General features: G+C 35.6%; 20 protein-coding genes and 1 tRNA gene. 2 read left to right on the forward strand and 19 right to left on the reverse strand.

The genetic code is table 11. The features are described from left to right. Positions 1 to 104: 104 nt before the first annotated feature. The 14 genes from HXK94_003120 to HXK94_003185 form a co-directional block, all read right to left on the reverse strand. The gene (locus HXK94_003120; GenBank protein QTI96226.2) at positions 105 to 1,670 is read right to left on the reverse strand and encodes a histidine phosphatase family protein; all 1,566 of its coding nucleotides are present in this window, start codon (positions 1,668 to 1,670) and stop codon (positions 105 to 107) included. A 204-nt stretch (positions 1,671 to 1,874) separates the two neighbouring features. Continuing rightward, positions 1,875 to 1,949: transfer RNA gene (locus HXK94_003125), tRNA-Asn, on the reverse strand. A 105-nt stretch (positions 1,950 to 2,054) separates the two neighbouring features. Further along, positions 2,055 to 3,356: an ABC transporter permease gene (locus HXK94_003130; GenBank protein QTI96227.1), complete on the reverse strand. Its 1,302-nt coding sequence runs from the start codon at positions 3,354 to 3,356 to the stop codon at positions 2,055 to 2,057. Beyond that, positions 3,349 to 4,035, reverse strand: coding sequence for an ABC transporter ATP-binding protein (locus HXK94_003135; GenBank protein ID QTI96228.1), 687 nt, complete (start codon positions 4,033 to 4,035; stop codon positions 3,349 to 3,351). The genes HXK94_003130 and HXK94_003135 overlap by 8 nt, the downstream gene beginning before the upstream one ends. A gap of 14 nt (positions 4,036 to 4,049) precedes the next feature. Then, positions 4,050 to 5,636, reverse strand: a complete 1,587-nt coding sequence (locus HXK94_003140; GenBank protein QTI96229.1) for a PspC domain-containing protein — start codon at positions 5,634 to 5,636, stop codon at positions 4,050 to 4,052. Between the two features lie 9 nt (positions 5,637 to 5,645). Beyond that, positions 5,646 to 5,987 carry a PadR family transcriptional regulator gene (locus HXK94_003145; protein QTI96230.1) on the reverse strand — a complete coding sequence of 114 codons (342 nt, stop codon included), beginning with the start codon at positions 5,985 to 5,987 and terminating at the stop codon, positions 5,646 to 5,648. A gap of 91 nt (positions 5,988 to 6,078) precedes the next feature. Next, the gene (gene galE, locus HXK94_003150; protein QTI96231.1) at positions 6,079 to 7,092 is read right to left on the reverse strand and encodes a UDP-glucose 4-epimerase GalE; all 1,014 of its coding nucleotides are present in this window, start codon (positions 7,090 to 7,092) and stop codon (positions 6,079 to 6,081) included. A gap of 76 nt (positions 7,093 to 7,168) precedes the next feature. After that, a complete protein-coding gene (gene uvrA / locus HXK94_003155) occupies positions 7,169 to 9,979 on the reverse strand; it encodes an excinuclease ABC subunit UvrA (protein ID QTI96232.1) in 2,811 nt (936 codons plus the stop codon). A gap of 81 nt (positions 9,980 to 10,060) precedes the next feature. Beyond that, on the reverse strand, positions 10,061 to 10,612 hold the full coding sequence (locus tag HXK94_003160; GenBank protein QTI96233.1) for a hypothetical protein: 552 nt from the start codon (positions 10,610 to 10,612) through the stop codon (positions 10,061 to 10,063). 38 nt (positions 10,613 to 10,650) lie between these two features. Beyond that, a complete protein-coding gene (gene trmB, locus HXK94_003165; protein QTI96234.1) occupies positions 10,651 to 11,307 on the reverse strand; it encodes a tRNA (guanosine(46)-N7)-methyltransferase TrmB in 657 nt (218 codons plus the stop codon). Positions 11,308 to 11,316: 9 nt separating this feature from the next. Beyond that, positions 11,317 to 11,730 carry a hypothetical protein gene (locus tag HXK94_003170; protein ID QTI96235.1) on the reverse strand — a complete coding sequence of 138 codons (414 nt, stop codon included), beginning with the start codon at positions 11,728 to 11,730 and terminating at the stop codon, positions 11,317 to 11,319. Continuing rightward, a complete protein-coding gene (locus tag HXK94_003175) occupies positions 11,723 to 12,298 on the reverse strand; it encodes a hypothetical protein (protein ID QTI96236.1) in 576 nt (191 codons plus the stop codon). The genes HXK94_003170 and HXK94_003175 overlap by 8 nt, the downstream gene beginning before the upstream one ends. After that, the gene (aspS, locus tag HXK94_003180; protein ID QTI96237.1) at positions 12,288 to 14,054 is read right to left on the reverse strand and encodes an aspartate--tRNA ligase; all 1,767 of its coding nucleotides are present in this window, start codon (positions 14,052 to 14,054) and stop codon (positions 12,288 to 12,290) included. The genes HXK94_003175 and aspS overlap by 11 nt, the downstream gene beginning before the upstream one ends. Positions 14,055 to 14,102: 48 nt before the next feature. Next, positions 14,103 to 15,002, reverse strand: a complete 900-nt coding sequence (locus tag HXK94_003185; protein ID QTI96238.1) for a CBS domain-containing protein — start codon at positions 15,000 to 15,002, stop codon at positions 14,103 to 14,105. Between the two features lie 80 nt (positions 15,003 to 15,082). Here HXK94_003185 and HXK94_003190 point away from each other — a divergent pair, with 80 nt between their 5' ends. Further along, on the forward strand, positions 15,083 to 15,814 hold the full coding sequence (locus tag HXK94_003190) for a DsbA family protein (GenBank protein QTI96239.1): 732 nt from the start codon (positions 15,083 to 15,085) through the stop codon (positions 15,812 to 15,814). 379 nt (positions 15,815 to 16,193) lie between these two features. Here the strand turns inward: HXK94_003190 and HXK94_003195 are convergent, their stop codons facing one another. Genes HXK94_003195 through arcA form a run of 5 tightly spaced genes read right to left on the reverse strand, consistent with a single transcriptional unit; the run spans position 16,194 to position 21,153 of the window. Next, positions 16,194 to 16,781, reverse strand: coding sequence for a TylF/MycF family methyltransferase (locus HXK94_003195; protein ID QTI96240.1), 588 nt, complete (start codon positions 16,779 to 16,781; stop codon positions 16,194 to 16,196). Positions 16,782 to 16,795: 14 nt separating this feature from the next. Beyond that, a complete protein-coding gene (locus HXK94_003200; GenBank protein QTI96241.1) occupies positions 16,796 to 17,221 on the reverse strand; it encodes a hypothetical protein in 426 nt (141 codons plus the stop codon). Positions 17,222 to 17,225: 4 nt separating this feature from the next. Further along, the gene (locus HXK94_003205; protein ID QTI96242.1) at positions 17,226 to 18,896 is read right to left on the reverse strand and encodes a hypothetical protein; all 1,671 of its coding nucleotides are present in this window, start codon (positions 18,894 to 18,896) and stop codon (positions 17,226 to 17,228) included. Positions 18,897 to 18,909: 13 nt separating this feature from the next. Continuing rightward, positions 18,910 to 19,899 carry an ornithine carbamoyltransferase gene (gene argF / locus HXK94_003210; GenBank protein QTI96243.1) on the reverse strand — a complete coding sequence of 330 codons (990 nt, stop codon included), beginning with the start codon at positions 19,897 to 19,899 and terminating at the stop codon, positions 18,910 to 18,912. Between the two features lie 3 nt (positions 19,900 to 19,902). Then, positions 19,903 to 21,153 carry an arginine deiminase gene (arcA, locus tag HXK94_003215; protein ID QTI96244.1) on the reverse strand — a complete coding sequence of 417 codons (1,251 nt, stop codon included), beginning with the start codon at positions 21,151 to 21,153 and terminating at the stop codon, positions 19,903 to 19,905. Positions 21,154 to 21,290: 137 nt separating this feature from the next. Here arcA and HXK94_003220 point away from each other — a divergent pair, with 137 nt between their 5' ends. Further along, on the forward strand, positions 21,291 to 21,608 hold the full coding sequence (locus HXK94_003220) for a hypothetical protein (GenBank protein ID QTI96245.1): 318 nt from the start codon (positions 21,291 to 21,293) through the stop codon (positions 21,606 to 21,608). The last annotated feature ends 4 nt before the right edge of the window (positions 21,609 to 21,612 follow it).

Here is a 21,612-nt window from a genome sequence, read left to right on the forward strand (position 1 = left end):
TTATCATATTCAACTTAGAAAAATCTTAAATTAAAAAGAAAAACCCCCCGATTCTTCGGGAGATTTTCTTGGCTCCCCTTGATAGGAATATTACTAACCAACAACTACTCGGGTACTGTATCAGACAGCCGAAAATCTTCAATTTTAATAGATGAATCTTTTGAAAACATAGATAAATTAGAGTCATCTTCATAAGCAGATAGGTATTTTTTATATTCTTTAGAGTCTTGCCAATACACCCCACTTTTCGCCATGTTTTTATATAACGATAATGAATTCGGCAAGAATTTATAATGAAATACTACCGATGATATATTTACAAAATTTAACTCTTTCGGAAATACATAATGATCGTTCACAATTAATTCATTTCCAGTGTAATATAGTAGTGGAACCTTTTGTAGGCTAGACCTTAAACCAAAAATCCTTCCTCTAGGGCCACCGTAAATTCTTAACCCGTAAAAAGGGTTTATTTCAGTTTTATAAGTGTTCGAATCTACAAATTTCATATCACTTATATTCTTATTTTCGAAAATGGGCTTTTTAGAATATACGTCTACCATAATAGCTTTAACAGATTTACGACCATCCTTACTTATAGAGTCAATGTATTCTTCTATCTTTTCATCAACATGGAATAATTCATCGGAATCAACATTCAAATACCATCTATTAATTCCATAAATATCTAAAATCTGTTGTCTCCAGCTACAAGCCCTAAAACAATTATAGGTAGCTTCAACATTGTATAAATCCAGTTTAATATCTTTAATATTTTTCGTAATTTCATTTATCTTTTTTATTGAGTCATCACCAGAATTATTATTTACCAATACGAAATTCTTAACGCCCAATTCGACGTAATGTCTTATCCATTTCTCAAAAAATTCTGAAAAATTATTAAATATACAAACTAAAATAATCTCTTTTTTATTTTTATCAATAGGTTTTAAGGTATTTTCAACCTTACTGAGTTTATCATTCAACCCTAAAATTAAATACTTAAGTGTTTCATTATTAAATTCTATATTGTTATAGTCTTTAGCGATATTTACATATTTATGTCTGGTTTCGCTATTCTTAATTTTGTCTGTTTCTTTAAGTCTTTTGCTAACTTCAAAATTCGATATATCACTCAATAAATTATTGTGTTTTTCTAAAAATTGAAAATCAACATCTTTAAAAACTTCGAATTTACCTTTTTTCGCATGAGAAGATTTTAACCCTAAGATCCACTTCATAAAGGATATAATCGTTCCATGAGAAACTATTAATACAGTGTTGTTTTTGAAATTATTCTTTTGGATATCAGTTAAAAAATCGCATAATCTACTTTCAATGCTATATTTACTATCACCATACTGACCAAATCTAATAAAAAAATCCCCAGCAACTTGCTTTTCTCTAACCTCATCTAATTCGGTAGAGTTTTCTTTTCCGTTAAATTTACCCCAATTTATCTCTCTAATACGGTTATCTATTTCAACATTAAGATTTTGATTATCCGCAACTTCTTTCGCTGTTTGCAGGGTTCTAATTAATGGCGAAGCGTATATCTTATCTATTTTAGGCAATAATTTTACCGATTCGATAACTTTCTTTCTACCATTTTCAGTCAATATTGAACATTGTATTTCTTGGCTCGATAAAATTTCACGCGTATTATCCATCGCCTCACCATGTCTCATAAATATTAAGTTCATAATATACCCTCTCTAGTTCTTTAGTTTTTTATCAGACTAGTTATATTTTCTTTATTTATAATATATTAATTAAAAATTTTTTACAATATAAAATTAAATAAAAGAAAAAAGGCTCTATTTTAATCTGTTAGAACCTTTTTTACATTATCAAATTATAATAAAAATCAAATTTGGCTCCGGCAGCTGGGCTCGAACCAGCGACCTATTGGTTAACAGCCAACCGCTCTACCACTGAGCTATGCCGGAATAATAGTTATATTATACATGAATATTTTCGAAATATCAAGACTTTTTTATAATTTTCTAAAAAATAAAATTGACCCGCATTTCTACAGGCCAATTTTCAATATTTTATTCAGTTCGAAGAGCTTCGATTGGATTCATTTTTGCAGCTTTTCGCGCTGGAAGATATCCCGAAAGAATTGAAATTATCATCAAAACAAGCACCAATAAAATCCAGGCCAACCAATTCGGCTGAAGAAGATTTGTATCCACCCCAGCTGTATTTTGTAGTTTTAAGGCATTTTTAATTACTGGGTTTAAGAAAGTTATCCCATAAGCAACAACAATTCCAATAATTCCACCAATCAAGCCAATTAATGCTGCCTCGTATCTGAAAAGTTTCGAAACATCACTTTTACGCATTCCAAGTGATTTCATTAAGCCAATTTGCGAAGTTCGCTCCAAGACTGAAATATATTGAGTATTTATAATTCCAAAAACTGCTGCCAAAAGAGTTAAAAACCCAAATCCAGCAAGTCCAGCCGATATTGCATTAATTCCTGCTTGAACAATAGCTTTATCATCCGCAAAAGTTGAAACATCATAGTAGCTTCCGCCATTTAAAGCTAAAATATCTTTTTTAATTTCATCAACCGTCCGGCTTCCATCTGTTGTTACGCTCAAACTATAAAATTGAGGATCCCCTTCATTCTGTTTGGTAGCAATCGCCAAACCATCACTATTTTCTATCCAGAAATTACCTTTATAGCTAAAAGTTGTCTCTGTTTTTCCAGCATCAACTGCTTGGATTTCGAAAGTTTTTTCAAAAATTTCTCCTTTCGAATCTTTAAATTCCAAGATAACTTTTTTACCTATAATATCCTCGGGTTTTTTGCCGCCAAGAACTTCAACATAAGCTTTTGGTGCAACAATTTTACCAGCATCAATTCGGTTATTTTTATCAAGCTTTCCAGCCGAAAGCTCCATTTCTTGCTCGTCATTTTTAGTTGCAACACCAACATCATATTTTTCGCCATTTTCTATTCGAACTGTTTCGGCGCTTACTGGTATTGCTGGTGAAGCCTTTCGAACACCTTTTACTTTCGAAATTTTATTTAGATCTTCTTTGCTGATTATTCGCGATTTTATGCTTTCTTCTGTTTGAGTTTTTTCAAAATCCTCGCGTGTTGTCGAAATCTTATTCGGTGCATATGGGTCTCGAGCTTTAACAGCACGAATTACTGTTAAGGCTCTTTGGTCACCGATTTTATTAGCTAAACTTTCAACATATGCATTTCCACCTTTCGCTGCAGCTATTGCGACCGCCACTGTTGTTGCCCCAACTGCAATCGCAAGGCTTGTTAAAATTGTTCGTTTCTTTGCTAGACGAAGACTCTTTCCGGCTCGTCTAATAATATCAATCCTACGCATTTCTTACTCCTTCAATCTGTTCAACTTTTCCGTCTTTAATTCGAATTCGAATATCACATTTTTCCGCCAATTCTTCATCATGTGTAACAATTAATAGCGTTGCTTTAGAATTCTTATTATATTCGAAAAGCATTTTTTCAATCTTAGCGCTTGTGATCGAATCAAGATTTCCAGTCGGTTCATCCGCAAAAATTATTTCTGGCGAATTCGCAATCGCCCGCGCAATCGCCAAACGCTGTTTTTGCCCACCCGAAAGATCACGAGCTGGTGTTTTAATTTTATCCTCCAAGCCAACTGCTTTTAGGGCATTTTCAATAATCTCTTTTCGCCGAAAAATTGGCTCTTCGGCAATTTCAAGCGGCAAACTTACATTTTCGAAACAAGTTTCATTGCCTTGCACGAAAAAACTTTGAAAAATAAATCCCATTTTTTTCGAACGAAATTTATCAATATCTTTCTGCTTCATTGAAAGAATATTCACGCCATCCATTAAAACTTCACCTTCTTCTGGCGCGTCCAAACCGCTCATCGCGTGAATCAATGTTGATTTTCCGCTTCCCGATTTTCCAATAATCGCCACGCTTGCGCCTTTTGGAATTTTAAAACTTACATTTTTTAAAGCTTGAAAACTATTTTTCTTTTTACCGTAAGTTTTTGAAATATTTCGAACTTCAATCATATCGCTCCTTTTAATTAAAATTGATCCTCATCTGGGTTTTCAAGATACAAACACTGACCTTTTGTGTTTTCATTGAAATCATAACCATTTACTTTAACTTTTTCAGCACGCATTTTTAATCGCGTATTTTTCGAAACCACAGAATTACACTTATTTGTTTTAACGTCCGCATTTTCAACCTTGTTCAATTCCAAATTTCCACCATTACTATTTACGCTTAAGTTCTTTGCGTCAATTCCGTTCGCATAAAAATTGCTAAATTCGCCCGCGTAAACTTCTAAATTATCAATTTTTGCTGAATTTTCGAAATTAACAGACCCGTTTTTCGAAATGTCCACCTTAATTTTCTCGGCATTTTTTGCAAAATATTTTACTTGCGAGCTCGATTTCAAATTAATTTCACTTAACTCTGGGCCATAAATATGAACTTCTTCCTGATTTCCGCCATAAAAATAACGCGCATTATTTGAAACTTTATTCAAATTTAGTTTTAAAGTTTCGCCATCAAAATTCATTTCAAGATTATCTTTTTCGAAATTAAAATGTGTGAATTCAATTTTTGGCTCATCCGCAATATGATAGAAAACCGCCACCGAAGAATCAACTTCTAGCTTTTTAATACTTTTCATTTTTGCAGAATCAATTTTAACTCGTTCTGAAATTAAACTTTGAGAAACCCTATTATTTACTTTATCGCGCAGCAATGATGCTGAAGTAATAAATCCCATGAGTCCTACAAATGCAATCACAACTGAAATAATCGAAACAAAGATGTCAATTTTTGTAATTTTTAGTTTGAAAAGCATTTTTGCGACAAATCCCGTGAGCAAAAGATAAGCAAAACCTAAAATATTAGCACTAATAATTACACCTATACCGGCATCTTTAGCATTTGCAAAAGCCGCCGCGCTATAAATTTCTGAAAGCGCTAAATTTCCAAGAATTATTGCTGTAACTCCGCCCAAAAAGGCCAAAACTGCAAAAATACCAAAAATTATACCAAAAGCTTTAGCAATCTTTAAGTTTCGAAGGTGAATTTTTTCGAAATTATATTCTTCATTTACTTCCCGAATAGAATTTGCGGTAATATTTTCGCCACGAAGTCGCAAAATGTCATTCGCATTTTTTGCTGCAGGAATAACCAAAATCGACAAAATATAGATCGGAACTATTCCACCAAAAGTCATAAAAAACATTACAATTAACACCAAGCGAACCCAAACTACATCAATGTTTAAGTATTGGGCTAAACCGGATGCCACGCCAGAAATCATTCCATTTTTCTCATCACGATAGAGCCTTTTTGAAATTTTCGCCGAAGATTTCTCTTCATTTTTTTCGGTAAAATCTGTATCTTGAAAAACTTCTGGTGAACCAATTTGAGCTTCAATTTTCGAAATCTCTTTCTCGGTAATAACTCCACCTTCTTTCACTCCAAGTTCCGCCAAAATCTCAGTAATCCGAATTTCTACATCTTCAAAAATATCTTTATCGCTTGAATAAATCTTCAAATCTTTTAGGTATTTTTCTAGTTGCTTTTTTGCTGGAATTTCAATTTCATAAGGAATTTTAGCCAAATGAATTCTTGTAATTTCTTTCATATTTCTCCTTTAAAGATTATTTATTGTTTTGGTTAGCTTTTCAATTTCTTCACTAATATTTGCTAAAACTTTTGTACCAAAATCGGTTATTGAATAATACTTTCTTGGCGGCCCTTGCTCACTTTCTTGCCATTCGTGGCTTAATAATCCATCTTTTTGTAATCTTGAAAGCAGTGGATAAATCGTGCCTTCAACCACAACCATTTTAGCTTCACGCAATTCCCGAATGATATCACTAGTGTAAACTGGTTTTTTTGCGCAAACTTTTAACACACAAAACGCCATAAAACCTTTTCGCATTTGGGTTGAAATTTGTGAAGCATATTTTTCAATACTTTCTTGTTCTTTCATACTTCTATGTTATACAAGGTAGCTTAAAAAGTCAAGTACTTTTTTCGAAAAATAAAAAAGTTTGCTTGAAAACAAACTTTTTTTAAAATTTTTATACTAATCCATTCGGATTTTTACTTTGCCAATTCCACGAATCTCGGCACATTTCATCGAGTGTTTTTTCAGTTTTCCAGCCAAGTTCCTTTTCAGCCTTAGCAACATCAGCATAACAAAATGCAATATCACCCGCACGACGCGAGGTAATTTCGAAAGGAATCTTTTTACCTGAAGCCTTTTCGAAAGCACGAACTAATTCTAAAACACTCACTCCTGAGCCTGAACCAAGATTATAAATTTTAACGCCACCGTTCTTGCGGTTATTTTCTAATGCTTTCAAATGACCTTTTGCTAAATCAACAACATGAATATAATCACGCACACCTGTGCCATCAGGAGTTTCATAATCATCGCCAAAAATCGAAAGTTTTTCTCGTTTTCCAATGGCAACTTGAGAAATATACGGCATCAAATTATTCGGAATTCCTTGCGGATCTTCACCAATTAAACCACTTTCATGGGCACCAATTGGGTTGAAATATCGTAAAATCGTAATTGACCAGCGCGCATCAGCCTTCGCTAAATCTTTCAGAATATGCTCAATCACAACTTTAGTGTATCCGTAAGGATTCGTTGCTGTTTCACAAGGCATTTCTTCTCGATAAGGAACTGGATTTTTGTCACCATAAACCGTTGCGCTCGAAGAAAAAACGATATCATAAATATTAAACTCTCGCATAATTTCTAAAAGAGAAATCGTTCCTTGAATATTATTTTTATAGTATTCAAGTGGTTTTGCAACACTTTCGCCAACTGCTTTTAAACCTGCAAAATGTATCACTTGCTTAATATCATTTTCTTGAAAAATTTTTCGAAGCCCATCCTTATTTAAAATATCAACTTCGTAAAACTTAAAATCTTTACCCGAAATCTCACGAATTCGCTCTAAAGCTTTAGGTTTTGAATTTCGAAAATTATCAATTATTATGATCTCTTCATTATTTTTAAGAAGTTCAATTGAAGTGTGAGCACCAATAAATCCTGCGCCACCAGTTACTAAAATCGCCATCTTTTCCTTTCGTGATATAAACTTAAGCACTTTATAGCATTATTATACTATTTTTCAAAAGACATAGCAATTTATCCTAAAGAATATTTTTAAGATACTTTCCCGTCCAGCTTTTTTCGACTTTCGAAACTTGCTCAGGTGTTCCGGTTGCCACAACAGTTCCACCGCCAGCACCACCTTCTGGCCCCATATCAATTAACCAATCGGCACTTTTAACCATATCCAAATTGTGCTCAATAATCACCATTGAATTACCAGCATCAACTAAACGATTCAAAATTGAAAGCAATCTTTTCACATCCGCATTATGAAGACCAGTCGTTGGCTCATCTAAAATATACATTGTCTTTCCAGTCGAAGCACGCGCAAGCTCAGTTGCAAGCTTAATTCGTTGTGCCTCACCGCCCGAGAATGTTGTTGCAGGCTGACCAAGTTTAATGTACCCCAAACCAACTTCTTGAATCGTTTTTAATTTGCGATAAATTGCAGGGATATTTTCGAAAAACTCTGTTGCTTCGTCAATCGTCATCTCTAAAACATCCGAAATCGTCTTTCCCTTATAAAGAATTTCTAACGCTTCCCGATTATATCGCTTGCCGTGGCAAACATCACATTCCACATAAACATCTGGTAAAAAGTGCATTTCAATCTTAATAACACCATCACCCTGACAATTCTCACAGCGACCCCCCTTAACATTAAAACTGAACCGACCAGCTTTATATCCACGAATATTTGCTTCAGGCGTGCCAGCAAAAAGTTCACGAATTTGAGTGAAAACGCCCGTATAAGTTGCTGGATTCGAACGCGGTGTGCGACCAATTGCGCTCTGATCAATGACAATTGCTTTATCGAGTTTTTCCAAACCTAAAATTTCATCATGCGCACCAGGAACTTCTTGTGCACGATGCTTCCGTGCTAACAATTCTTTACTTAAAATTTCATTAACTAAGGTTGACTTTCCACTTCCCGAAACACCAGAAACTACTGTCATTACGCCTAATGGAATTTCAACATCGATATTTTTCAAATTATTTTCACGAGCGTTTTTGATTACTAACTTTTCATTCTTTTGAATTTTGCGTCGGTTTTTTGGCGTTTGAATTTTATCTTCGCCACTCAAAAACTTTCCTGTTAGTGATTTTGGATTTTTCGAAACCTCTTCAGGTGTGCCAGAAGCCACAATCATTCCACCATTTACACCAGCACCAGGACCAACATCAACTAGCCAATCCGCCGCCCGAATAGTATCTTCATCATGCTCCACCACCAAAACAGTATTGTTTAAATCACGCAGGTTTTTTAGCGTTGCAATCAATTTATCATTATCTCGTTGATGAAGCCCAATCGAAGGCTCATCGAGGACATAAAGCACTCCTTGAAGGCCAGAACCAATTTGTGTTGCCAAACGAATTCGCTGCGCCTCGCCACCGCTCAAAGTGTTTGCCGCGCGCGAAAGCTCCAAATAATTCAAGCCAACATTATTCATAAAGCCCAATCTCGAAGAAATTTCTTTTAGGATTTGAGTTGAAATAAACTTTTGCTGCTCGTTTAATTCTAAATTCTTAAATAGTTCAACCGCCTCGTCAATTGCAAGGTCACAAATTTCAACAATATTCAAACCAGCCACCGTCACAGCAAGAACGACTGGCTTTAAACGTTTTCCACCGCAAGTTTGGCATTTTCGAACACGCATAAATCTTTCGATATCCTTGCGCTGGAATTCGCTATCTGTATCTCGATGGCGACGCTCCAAATTTGGAATTACGCCTTCAAAATTCATATTATAAACCCGGCCGTTCATTTCGATCGGATATTTTTCATCTGTTTTTGTGCCGTATAAAATAATTTCAATCGCTTCTTTTGAAAGCTTTTTGGTTGGAACTTTTGTTGAAAATCCATAACGTTTTGCAACTTCCTCAAGCAATTTAATTCGATAGCCCTTTTCCATCACACGATTATACGGACGAATTGCGCCTTCGGAAATCGTCAAATTTGGTGAAAGCACTAATTCTGGGTCAATTTCCATTCGTGTTCCAAGCCCGGAACAAGTTTCACAAGCTCCTTGTGGTGCGTTAAATGAAAACAATCGTGGTTCAAGCTCAGGAATATGCTCATCTGGGTGAAGTTCACAAGCATAACGTTGTGAGAAAATTTTAACTTCGCCAGTTTCATCATCTAAAACCTCAAGAATTCCATTTGTCATATCTAGAGCCTGCTCAACACTTTGAGCTAAACGTGTCCGCATTTCTTTCGAAAGAACTAAACGATCAACTACAATTTCGATATTGTGCTTAATATTTTTTTCAAGCTCAGGGAATTCATCCAAAGCGTAAATTACACCATCAACACGAGCACGAGCAAAACCTTTTTTCGAAAATTCAACAGGAACGTGCGCAAATTCACCTTTTTTAGCTTTCGCAATTGGTGCAAGCAAAATTAATCGAGACCCTTCTTTGAGGTTCATAATTCCATCAACGATACTTTGCGGTGTACGGCGAACCACATCTCGACCACAAATCGGACAATGCGGCGTGCCAATTCGTGCGAAAAGAAGACGCAAATAATCATAGATTTCAGTTACAGTCGCTACAGTTGAACGTGGATTTCGGCTAGTAGATTTTTGATCAATTGAAATCGCAGGGCTAAGTCCAGTAATTTGATCTACATCTGGCTTATCCATTGTGCCTAAAAATTGTCGTGCATAAGAATTAAGGCTCTCCATATAGCGACGCTGGCCTTCCGCATAAATCGTATCAAACGCCAAACTAGACTTTCCACTACCAGAAAGCCCTGTTATTACCACTAGTTTATCGCGCGGAATCTTTAAATCTACATTTTTTAAATTATGTTCGCGCGCGCCCTTAATTTCCAAAAAATCCGCCATAATTCTCCTTTATTATTCGAACTATTATACCATATTTTTCGAATTCTTTCCAGGATTACAAACTTTCAAAATTATTTCAAGCTATTTTTCTTCATTCAAAATTTCGCTAATTTCACTTTTCGAAAGCTTGCGCCAACGCTTTTTATCATTTTCGAAAATACTAATTTGCGAATTTTCAAAAGGAATTTTATTTGTTGCACACCATTTTTGCATTTTTGCTAAATTTTCAATATAAAAAGTAATTCCATCAAAGCCAAAATCATAATTTTTAAAATTAAGGCGTGTTTTGTTCGGATTCTTTTTTGCTGAAATCTCCACAAAATCCTTAACCGCAAAATCTGGATAGCCCAAAACCTCGCCCATCAAGCGCGTTTTTTCTTCAAGATTTTTGGCGTAATTTAGCTTTTCAGCCCTTAAATATTTCTCTAAATTTTCTCGATTTCGAAAAGCGAAAAGTCTATTTTTTGACTTTGTGCGATTTTTATCCCAAATCTTGTGCGTATAAACATTCTTGCGAAAAAATATTTTCCAGTAAAATAACTCACGGATTTCTGTAAAGTTCGAAGTTCTAAAATCCAAAATCATTGAGCTTCGCCAGCCTTTTTGAAAGGCTTTTCGCATCTTTTTCTTCATCGCAACCAATATTATATATCCCAAACAGTAATATATTTTTATTCTTTCGGTGGCGTAGCTTTTACAAAGTTAATTTTTAGACCTTCATTTGTGAAACGTTTTTCGTAAGTGGTCATAACTTTGTAGTTTTCGTTCAAATTGCTTTCGTGAAGATCAAAACTAAGGCGTTCAATTCGCCAACCTTCCGCCACAAGTTGCTCTAAACTCCAATCGAAAAGATCTTTAGCGTCAGTTTTAAAATATAAAGCACCGTTTTCCGCTAATAATTTTGCATAAATTCGCAAAAAAGTTGGGTGAGTTAATCGGCGACCAGCATTTCGATTTCGTGGATATGGATCCGGAAATGTAACCCAAAGATATTTTACTGAATTCTCAACGAAAGCATCAAGAAGCTGATCGGCTCGAGCCCTTAAAAAGCGAATATTTTTTATACCATCTTGTTCGGCCTTAATTGCACCTTTAACTAGCCTATCAGCTTTAACATCAACCGCTACAAAATTCTTGGTTGGATTTTTTGCCGCTAAAGCTTCGCTGAAAAATCCAGTTCCCGCCCCAATTTCAAGGTTATCAACTTCGGCGTTTTCCTTATTCCATTCGTCAAATTCAAAACAAATTGCAGAATTATTAAAAAGTGCAAATTTATAAAGTTTGCGTTTTCGAGTGATTATAAAATCTTTCGGGTTTAAAAAAGCCATTTTTCTCCTTTACTGATCTGTTATTTTTAAAGCTTCATCGCTAAGAGAATTCTCATTAAACTCATTTGCATGAATTTTATTACGTGCATGCGAATAAAACAATTCAAAATTCGCCATTTCTTTATTCGAAAGTCCACCTTGCGGAGAAAAGTCTTCATCTTTCTCGAACTGCTTGCGTTTTTCTTCTTCCTTCTTCGCCTTTTTCTGAGCTTCACGCGCTTCTTGCAAAACTGGTCGACTCAAATCAAGCTGGATTGTTCCATCGGCAGTATATAGAGCTAGGCTCGCAACCACTAGAACAATTGTAATCCCCAAACTTCCAGCAATAAATATAATTAAATTCCTCGAACCGTTAACTTCTTTTTGTGGTTGTGATGATAAAGTAGTAATTTTCTTTTTAATTTTTTTCCAAAAATCATTCATTTGCTGCTCCTGTTGTGTTTTTCATAACGAATTCATGAACTTGAATACCGTATTCTTCAGCAATTTCGCTTAATTTTGTCGTATTATAACTCACTTCTCGTCGCAATTTTCGAACTTTTTCAAGCTTTAAATAAAATTCTCTTGGATTTTTTGCGCAATCTTGAGTGGTAAGTTCCGAAAGTTCGCGCTCATAATTTTGAAAATTATCCCTAAAATAACGGAAATTTTCATCAAATTCTGCTGTTAGTGAAATCAATCCTGCATCATTTTTCTTGTTTAAAGCAATTCGGGCATTAAAATTCGACATTAACCCATTCGAAATTTTTTCGTAGTCTTTACCTAAATTAACCCGCTTTAAGGCATCTTCTGAACGTAGCTTTTTTAAATCTTTCTTTAAATCTGTGCATTTTTCACTGATTTTCGAAAGTTGCACATCTGTTGGCTTTTCTTTTGCGGCTTCTTCAGCAAAAACTGCCTTCGAAAATTGCATTACAATTAACAAACCACATAATGCAAAAACTATTAAAAATCCAGATTTTTTTCGAAAATTAACCAATTTAGTCCTCATCTTCAGCGATTTCAATTTTTAATTCTTTTAATTGGTTTTCATCAACTACACTTGGCGAACTCATCATTACGTCAACACCCGAACCATTCTTAGGGAACGCCACAACTTCACGAATATTTTCTTCGTCCATCAAAATCATGAAAATTCGATCCAAACCAAATGCACAGCCCGCATGTGGTGGAGCACCAAATTTAAAGGCGTTTAGCATTGCGCCAAATTTAGTCTCAACATATTTTTTATCATATCCAAGAAGGCCAAAAGCTTCATACATTACTTCTGGATTATGATTTCGAACAGCACCTGAGCAAATTTCATAACCATTCATCACCATGTCATACTGATCAGCTTTAATCGCCAATTTTTCAGCATCGGTTTCAGCATTTCGAAGAGCTTCAACGCCACCTTTTGGCATTGAAAATGGATTATGACCAAAGTCAACCTTCTGATTTTTCTCATCAAATTCATAGAATGGAAAATCAACAACCCAAGCCAAAGCAACTTCATCATTATTTTTTAAGTTGAAGAAAGTAGCAAATTCATTTCGAAGGCGACCCAAAACTTTATTCACAACTTCACGTTTATCTGCACCAAAGAAAATCGCATCACCATCTTCTGCGCCAGTTTCTTCTTTAATTTTCGAAAGCTCATTTTCACTCAAAAACTTCACAATTGGACTTTTTGCTTCACCTTCAGCATATGTAATATAAGCCAAACCGCCAGCACCCTCACTCTTAGCAATTTCAGTGAAGTTATCAATTTGCTTACGGCTCAAACTTGCACCATTTTTTACACAAATCGCTTTTACACATTTGGCATTTTTAAACACACCGAATTCAGTTTCAGCCAATGCGTCATTTAAATCAATCAATTCCATTCCGAAACGCAAATCAGGCTTATCACTACCGTATTTTTCCATCGCAACTTCATAAGGAATCCGCGGAATTTCTTCGCTCAAAAGTTTCTTTCCAGCAAAATTTTTCACCAAATCTTTAATAAGAACTTCCATTTCAGCTCGAACTTCTTCACCACTTTCAACAAAAGCCTTCTCGAGGTCTAACTGATAAAAATCCCCATAAAGCCTATCCGCGCGCGGATCTTCATCACGAAAACAAGTAGCAATTTGATAGTATTTGTCAATTCCACCAACCATTAAAAGCTGTTTGAATTGCTGTGGAGCTTGCGGCAAAGCATAGAATTTTCCAGGATGAACACGACTTGGAATTAAGAAATCACGTGCACCTTCTGGGCTAGAGTTAGCAAGAATTGGCGTTGCAATCTCAACAAATTCATGGTTTTCCATAAATTTTCGAATTTCACGATAAAATTCTGCACGGCGACGCAACATTTTTTGCATTTTTTCACGACGCAAATCCAAGAAACGATATTTCAAACGCAATTCTTCATTTGATTTTTGACCATTATCAGAAACTGTAACAGGCAGAGGCTCACTTCGGTTTAAAATTTCAAAATCTTCAACTACCAGTTCAATATCGCCCGTCAAGATATGCGGATTTTTCAAGTTTTCATCTCGCTCTTTAACTACGCCAGTTGCCGAGACAACAAACTCATCCCGACATTTTTCTGCCAACTTGAAACTATCCATAAAATCTGGTGAAATCACAAGTTGAAGTAATCCAGAATGATCACGTAAATCAATAAAAATTAAACCACCGTGATCGCGCCGAGAATTAACCCAGCCTTTTACTGTAATTTTTTCACCCACCATATTTTTTGAATTTTTCGTAAGCGTTCGCATATTTCTCCTAATTTCTGAATTTAACTCTTTATATTTTACCACATTTTACTATTTTTTGCGAATGAAATCCGTCAAATTGACAATTCCGGCTAGATCACCATTTTTTTCAAGCAAGATTGCATAATTTTTATCTTTCGAAATCATTTTTTCGAAAGCATCTAGTGCGCTAATATCCGACTTTAATGAGAAAAAATCCTCACGCATCACTTTTTGTGCTTTTTTCGAGTCGCTCGAATCTATTTTAGTAATATCCTCTAAGAAAATTACACCTTTAACACTAGTTTCTTCTGAATCCATTACTGGAAAAATATTTTGCTTCGTCTTAAAAAGCTCATCAATAATCAACGGCGTCAATAAATCATTTGCATGGATAATAGCCATTTTCTCGCTCGAAATACCTTCATCCAAAGCGCGCCCCTCTTTAAGCTCAAAAATTTTTTCAATCCATTTTTGTTCATTTTTATCTAAGATTTGACGATGTTTTTCTAAAAAATGCAGAAGTTCTTCCTTGGAGTAAAAAGCCCAGGGCTGTTTCTTATTCGCCATTTTTGAAAGTCGATTTTGAATTCGCAAATTTTGTGCAAAATAAATTCCACCAAAAATTGGAATAGTTTTTCGGTTAATTTTCGAGGAAATGTTTGAAAGCACGCCACTTTTTAAAATACCTTTCGAAACTAAGAAAACTACGAAAATGATTAACGTTGCTTGATAAAAATCAACAACTTTGGCAAATAAAACTACTGATAAAATCATTAAAGCACAGCCAAAATAGCGCAAAAAATAATTATAAACTGGAGCAAACTTCTTTTTATTGAGCATCTTTTCTGCTCGCTTATCACCCGCATCAATTCGGCGCTGAAGCTCAAATTCCGAAAAGTCAACTTCTTTTTCCTTCAACGAGAAAACAATAAGCATTAAAACTAAGAAAAATATACTTATTAATAGCATATCCTAATTGTACCATATTTTAGTAATTTTGAAAAAGCTTATTTTTATGTTAAAATGGTAATAGTTAATGAAAGGAGATTATGGCTCAAAAGAAAGATAAGGCAAAAAACCTTGCTAAATTTAAGGATTTTGTCGATGATAATAAATTTGCGATAGTTTTTAGCGTTCTAGTCGTAGCTTTTTTGGGCGGGATTATTTGGTTATCAAGTCTTGAAAAAATCGATTTAAGCAAAGTTGATATTAGTAAAGAAATTCCCGCAACTGCAGATTCTGGAAATATCGCAGAACATGTTTACTTAAAAAGCGATTCAAAGGTAACACTAGTTGAATATGGCGATTATCAATGCCCTGGATGTAAAACTGCATCAAACAGGATTAAGGCTATTGCAGAAGAATATAAAGGTAAAATTAATTTAGTTTTTCGAAATTATCCACTAGTTTCAATACACCCAAATGCCCTAGCTGCCGCTAGCGTTGCAGAAGCCGCCGGACTTCAAGGTAAGTATTGGCAAATGCACGATTTGCTTTATGACAAACAGGATGAGTGGACATCTTCAACGGCTAATGATCGGATGGACTACTTCATAGAGTATGCGAACGAACTTAAATTGAATATTGATCAATTTAAAAAAGATATCGAAAGCGAAAAAGTCAAAGCAAAAATTAAATACGACCAAGCTATTGGAGCAAAGGCTAAAGTTTCAGGCACGCCATCTTTTACCCTAAACGGAAAAGACCTGGACTCAAAAATCTGGGGTGACGACTCGAAACTAAAAGCTGCTTTAGACGAAGCTATAAATTCTAATAAATAATAACCAAAAATTTTTATTACAATAAAAATCTCACCCACAAAACGGATGAGATTTTATTTTTTGTCACTTTTTATTGTTCAATGTAGCGTTGCCATTCAGCAGGCACCACATCCACCGCAATTATTTTCTTCCTTGAAGGAGGAAAATTGATTTTGATAGGCATGTGTTCTCCTTTTATTTGTGCAACTCACGCGCTCGACCGATATTCCTAATACTATAATTTTACGTTTTTGCGCGAGCCTATCAATCATTCTATCAAAAAAAATAACAAAAGTCAAGAAAACACGCTATTTTTCGTTTCGCCTCCTAAAAAACTCTTAGCGCTTATACTTATATAATACATTATTTTATGCACAAGCGCAATAGTTTTTTAAACTTTTTATGGTTTTTTAAAAATAGCCAATGTTGCTTCAATATCTTTTGGAATATTATATTTTCTGCACCACTCGTCAACGGCCTTTGATGCTCCGGGTAACGCCTGATTACCATAATCATCAACAACGATAACCGCCCCGCTCTCAAGATTATTCCATATTAAATTAAGTGGGTCTAAAATTGAATCATAATAATCTCCGTCCAAAAAAGCAAAGCTAATTTTCGAAGGGATTTGTTCTCGCGAAATCTGATTAAACCAACCTTTTGTGATTTTTGGTATTTTTTTGACATTCGCTTTTCTTAAATTCGAAATAAGCTGTTTTTTGCTTGCACAAAGTTCGCCCTTTTTAAAATCCTCACCCAATGAATTTACGTCTTCAACGGATTTCTCCGGAAGACCCTCAAAAGAATCATATAGCCAAAGATGCTTTTCACTGTTCCATTCCTCAATCTTTTTCGCCAAAAAAACACTAGTAGTTCCGACATAGCATCCAAATTCAACAATATCACCAAAAATTGCGCGAGTCTTTTCGAGCTCGCGCAAAATTATTTGAATTTCACGTTCATTAACTTGATCACTTAGTAGTTTCATTAGTATCTATTATACTACGAACGTTTAATTGTACCAACTATATCGTAAATCTCATTCTCGTCAACAGGCTGAAACTCACCAGAAACCTCAACACCATTAGAGCCAGCTTCTCCGCCATAAAACTCTAATATATTGCCTCCTCCAGATATTGCATATTTTTTGCCTTTTGAATCGATAATTCCGACCTTACATTTTTGCGAAGAATCGGTCTTACCTTGCTTAGTTGATAAACAAATTAGATTTCCTGATATTGTTATTGTCTTTGAAGACTCTTCTTTTTTATTATCTTTTAGACCACGATGCGCTGAAGGTATCGTAAAATCAAGAAGTTTAACTACAAAGGCAGTTGCAAAAACTATCGCTACTAAAACTAGAATTATCAATATTGAAGTTAGTTTTTGATGGAAAGATTCTCTTTGATATTTTGAAATTTCTCTCATTTTATTATTTCAAGAATCCCATCACAATAATTACAACCAAACTGATAATCGTTAAGATTGCCATAATTGGAGCAGTTCGTTTTACCCAGTTTTTATATGGCACACCAGCAAGCGCCAAACCAGCCATCAATGATGCGATCGTTGGTGCAATCATATTTAGCAATCCCGAGGCTGTCGCAAATGCAACAACAGCAATCTCTTTAGTAGAACCAGCTAAACTTGCAACAGGTGCAATAATCGGCATTGTTGCCTCCGCTAAACCTGAAGATGAAGGAATTATAAATGACATTGGAATATAGAAGATAAATGCCAAAACGCCAAATATTTGCGAAGGAACCTTGCGTAACAAGTCTTCACCCCAATAAACAATCGTATCTTGAATTCCACCAGCACGCATCAAAACGCCAATTGCAGCAGCAACCGCAATGATTAATGCAACATTTAATAGATCAGCTGAACCTGCAAGAAAGGTATTAGTTACTGAAATATCTTCTTTTTTAAATTCTTCATAATATAGAATTTTAATAAGAACCGTCGATATCAAGAACAATGCTGAAATTTCATTAAAGTACCAACTACCGAACGCTACTGAATGTTCAAAACCGAAAACTGGTCCAACAACAGGCAAAGTTGCAAGCCATTCGTGCCATTCTTTAAAGAAAGAAACCCCTAGATCCTCCCATGGAATCAATGACATAACCATTACAAGGAATGTAAAGCCAAAAATTCCCATAACGAATTTTCGTTCAAGAGTAAATTTTGGAATATTCGAAGCATCGATTGATTTAACTGCTGGTTTACCCTTTGAATCTTCAGCATAACCACCAGCTTTAACTTTTCCAGCATATCGCATCGTAAAAATGATTGAAGCGATCAAAGATACAACCAAAATAACAAATTGAGGTAAAAGAACTTTTGAAAGATCCGCCCCAGCAGCATTTGCAGCAATTCCTGTTGAGAACGGGTTAACAGTTGACGCTAAAACACCAACTCCAGCGCCCAGAACAATCACCATTACTGCGGTCATTGCATTATAGCCAGCCGCTAACATAATTGGCACAACTAATGCATAAAAGGCCACTGCCTCCTCTTGCATACCGTAAGTTGTTCCACCAATCGCAAAGAGCGTCATTAAGACTGGAATCAACCATTTCTCTTTGCCTTTCATCTTTTTGAGAAGCCCACCGATTGAAGCATCGAGAGCACCGGTTTTCATTACAACACCCAAAAATCCACCAAGGATTAGCACGAACACAATTACATCGAGTTTATTCACCATTCCATAAATCGGCGAAGTGAAAATATCCCAAAAACCTTGTTTTAGATTAATATAGAAATCTTTGTTATCCTTTTTGGCATTTTCGTAATCTTTTTTAACGTTTTTATATCCTTTGCTTTCAGCATCAGAAGCCGAAATCTCATTTTTCGGATCCTTAACTTCCTCAACAACCTTCAAACGCTTTTCAGTTCTAGTATAACTTCCCGATTTAATTGAAGATTCACCTTTTTCATTAGTTGTGTATTCATATCGCCCTGACGGAATCAACCAAGTTAATCCCGCCATAATCGCGATTATGATAAACAAAACACTAAAAGCTGAAGGTGATTTAAAAACTTTCAGTTTTTTCGAAACCTTTTTATCAGTTTTCTTTGCATCAACTTTTTTTGTAGCCATTTTTTCTCCTAAATTACAAAGTTAAAGCCATTACCGCTTTAATTGTATGCATTCGATTTTCAGCTTCATCAAACACAATTGAAGCATTTGAGTTGAAAACCTCGTCTGTAACTTCCATTTCTTTCAAGCCATATTTTTCGAAAATTTCCTGACCGATTTTAGTGTTTAAGTCATGAAAAGCTGGCAAACAGTGCATGAATTTTACATTTGGGTTGCCCGTTGCATGAAGAAGTGCAGTATTAACTTGGAATCCTCGAAGCTGATGAATTCGCTCTTCAAATTTATCTTCTTCACCCATTGAAACCCACACGTCAGTATAGATGAAATCTGCACCATGAGCGGCACCATATAGGTCATCTGTAATTGTGATTTTCGCCCCAGTTTCATGTGCGATTTCACGACACTTTTCAACCAAAGCTTGGTCTGGATGAAGTTCATTTGGCGCAGCAATTCGAAAATCAACGCCCATTTTTGCAGCCCCGATCATTAAACTATTCGCCATGTTATTTCGGCCATCACCAACAAAAACCAATTTAGCACCTTTCAAATAACCAAGATGTTCTTCCATAGTCATAAAGTCTGCCAAAATTTGAGTTGGGTGATATAAATCAGTCAATCCATTCCAAACTGGAACACCAGCATATTTCGCAAGTTCTTCAACGGTTGAATGAGCAAATCCACGAAATTCGATTCCGTCAAATGATCGCCCAAGCACAATTGCCGTATCTTTAACTGACTCTTTTTTACCCATTTGAATATCATCTTTACCTAAAAATTCTGGGTGGATTCCTAAATCACGAGCCGCTACAGTAAAAGCAGTTCGAGTTCGGGTTGAAGTTTTTTCGAAAAGCAATGCAACTTGCTTGCCTTCATGAATTTTGTGTGGAATTCCAGCACGTTTTAGACGTTTGTATTCGTGCGCTGTATCAAGCATTAGTCGAATTTCTTCTGGTTTAAAATCCAAAAGCGTTAAAAAGTTTCGACTCCTTAAGTTTAGTGCCATTTATTAAATCTCCTCTCTCCAAATTGGCATTGACATACATCGTGGACCTCCTCGACCGCGGCCAAGTTCGGCACCTTGAATTTCAATCACTTCAACACCAGCTTCGCGTAAAGCTTTGTTTGTTACGTAGTTTCGATCATAAGTAACCACAACACCTGGTGCAATTGCTAGCGTATTTGAGCCATCGTTCCATTGCTCACGAGCAGCAGCAATCGGATCACCATCTCCACATTGAATCAAAGTTACATGGTCAAGACCAAGAACTTCTTCCAAGGTTTCTTTTAGATTTGTTCGGTGCGTAATTTTTGGCTGTCCTGGGATACCAGAATCTTCCAAAATATAAATGTTCAATTCGCCATCTTTATCTAGAATTTCAGGGTGAACTGTAAACTTATCTCGATCAATCATTGTGAAAACAGTATCGAGATGCATAAATGCATGCGAAACTGGAATCTGAATTGCCAAGATTTTATTAAAGTCTGAAAATTCAAACAATTTCGAAGCAACTTTTTCAATAGCTTCAGGAGTTGTTCGTTGCGAAACGCCAATTGCCATCACGTTCCTTGAAAGCACGAGTTCGTCGCCACCTTCCATATTAAATTTATTGTAACGGTCAAACCAAACTGGCACTTCTCCACCGGGAGTTTTGGCAGCAAAACGTGGGTGATAGCGCATGATATATTCCATGAACAAGCTCTCACGTCGACGTGCTGGATAACGCATCTTATTGATTGTCAAGCCATTTCCAACTGCTGCGGCTGGATCGCGCGTAAAATAAAGGTTTGGCATTGGGTCAAGTAAGAATGGATAATTACTCTTAAAATAATAATTCAAATGAGTTTTCTCATCTTCTTCAGTTTTAATTTCATCCTTTTTTACTCCAGACATAAGTTTTCGAACTAAATCGAGTGGCTCAAACTCACCTAAATAACGCATTAAAGCGTGAGTAACGTGTCGTTCTCCCTGTTTTGAGGCTCGAACAAAATCTGAAATAAAACGCCATTTAATCTCATCATTATAAAGTGATTCTGCGGCTAATTGATCAAGATAAAGAACTTCAACCCCCCGGCTGCGCAGAGTTTCTGCAAAAGCGTCATGTTCTGCTTGCGCAACTTCCAGATATGGAATATCGTCAAAAAGCAATTGTTCCAAATATTCTGGAGTAAGCCCTTCAAGTTCTTTTCCTGGTCTATGTAAAATTACGGTTTTGAGTTTTCCGATTTCACTATTCACCTGAATCGGTTTTTCACCCATATTCCCTCCCTTATTTTTATGTTTATGCTTTAATTTTATCATAAAGCTTAAGTTTTATCAATCAGTTTGATTTTATTGACCTTTTAGTCAAAAAATGGTATAATAAAAAAATCTTAGTACCTTGGAGGTGATTAACTATGGTGAAGATTAAAGCGAAACATAAGTTTCGTAAAAAAACGATCGAAATGGATATTCCAGAAAACACACTTATCCATGCTGAAAAAGGTTACGGCTGGGCGGTCCGAAGCATTTTCGAATCTTATTTACAGATATGCCACTATCAAAGAGGGAAACTTCATCCTCAAAGTATAAAATTCTGGCGAGTTGAGTCGAAAACCCCTAAGCAAACTTTCGCACACCGAACAGATAATCTTTCGGCTTGCAAAAAAGAAAATTGCTCATTTTGCAATGCTGGAAAATACGAAGAATGTCCAAATAATCGCCACAAATTATAAAACC

The organism is Candidatus Nanogingivalaceae bacterium (assembly GCA_015257795.3).
In the GTDB taxonomy this organism is placed as follows: domain Bacteria; phylum Patescibacteriota; class Saccharimonadia; order Saccharimonadales; family Saccharimonadaceae; genus Nanogingivalis.

What these genes read in the sequence shown, in the direction of transcription:
- HXK94_003120 (QTI96226.2), bottom strand. Translation starts at nt 1,670, where the DNA reads ATGGATAATACGCGTGAAATTTTATCGAGCCAAGAAATACAATGTTCA.
- HXK94_003130 (QTI96227.1), bottom strand. Translation starts at nt 3,356, where the DNA reads ATGCGTAGGATTGATATTATTAGACGAGCCGGAAAGAGTCTTCGTCTA.
- HXK94_003135 (QTI96228.1), bottom strand. Translation starts at nt 4,035, where the DNA reads ATGATTGAAGTTCGAAATATTTCAAAAACTTACGGTAAAAAGAAAAAT.
- HXK94_003140 (QTI96229.1), bottom strand. Translation starts at nt 5,636, where the DNA reads ATGAAAGAAATTACAAGAATTCATTTGGCTAAAATTCCTTATGAAATT.
- HXK94_003145 (QTI96230.1), bottom strand. Translation starts at nt 5,987, where the DNA reads ATGAAAGAACAAGAAAGTATTGAAAAATATGCTTCACAAATTTCAACC.
- galE (QTI96231.1), bottom strand. Translation starts at nt 7,092, where the DNA reads ATGGCGATTTTAGTAACTGGTGGCGCAGGATTTATTGGTGCTCACACT.
- uvrA (QTI96232.1), bottom strand. Translation starts at nt 9,979, where the DNA reads ATGGCGGATTTTTTGGAAATTAAGGGCGCGCGCGAACATAATTTAAAA.
- HXK94_003160 (QTI96233.1), bottom strand. Translation starts at nt 10,612, where the DNA reads ATGAAGAAAAAGATGCGAAAAGCCTTTCAAAAAGGCTGGCGAAGCTCA.
- trmB (QTI96234.1), bottom strand. Translation starts at nt 11,307, where the DNA reads ATGGCTTTTTTAAACCCGAAAGATTTTATAATCACTCGAAAACGCAAA.
- HXK94_003170 (QTI96235.1), bottom strand. Translation starts at nt 11,730, where the DNA reads ATGAATGATTTTTGGAAAAAAATTAAAAAGAAAATTACTACTTTATCA.
- HXK94_003175 (QTI96236.1), bottom strand. Translation starts at nt 12,298, where the DNA reads ATGAGGACTAAATTGGTTAATTTTCGAAAAAAATCTGGATTTTTAATA.
- aspS (QTI96237.1), bottom strand. Translation starts at nt 14,054, where the DNA reads ATGCGAACGCTTACGAAAAATTCAAAAAATATGGTGGGTGAAAAAATT.
- HXK94_003185 (QTI96238.1), bottom strand. Translation starts at nt 15,002, where the DNA reads ATGCTATTAATAAGTATATTTTTCTTAGTTTTAATGCTTATTGTTTTC.
- HXK94_003190 (QTI96239.1), top strand. Translation starts at nt 15,083, where the DNA reads ATGGCTCAAAAGAAAGATAAGGCAAAAAACCTTGCTAAATTTAAGGAT.
- HXK94_003195 (QTI96240.1), bottom strand. Translation starts at nt 16,781, where the DNA reads ATGAAACTACTAAGTGATCAAGTTAATGAACGTGAAATTCAAATAATT.
- HXK94_003200 (QTI96241.1), bottom strand. Translation starts at nt 17,221, where the DNA reads ATGAGAGAAATTTCAAAATATCAAAGAGAATCTTTCCATCAAAAACTA.
- HXK94_003205 (QTI96242.1), bottom strand. Translation starts at nt 18,896, where the DNA reads ATGGCTACAAAAAAAGTTGATGCAAAGAAAACTGATAAAAAGGTTTCG.
- argF (QTI96243.1), bottom strand. Translation starts at nt 19,899, where the DNA reads ATGGCACTAAACTTAAGGAGTCGAAACTTTTTAACGCTTTTGGATTTT.
- arcA (QTI96244.1), bottom strand. Translation starts at nt 21,153, where the DNA reads ATGGGTGAAAAACCGATTCAGGTGAATAGTGAAATCGGAAAACTCAAA.
- HXK94_003220 (QTI96245.1), top strand. Translation starts at nt 21,291, where the DNA reads ATGGTGAAGATTAAAGCGAAACATAAGTTTCGTAAAAAAACGATCGAA.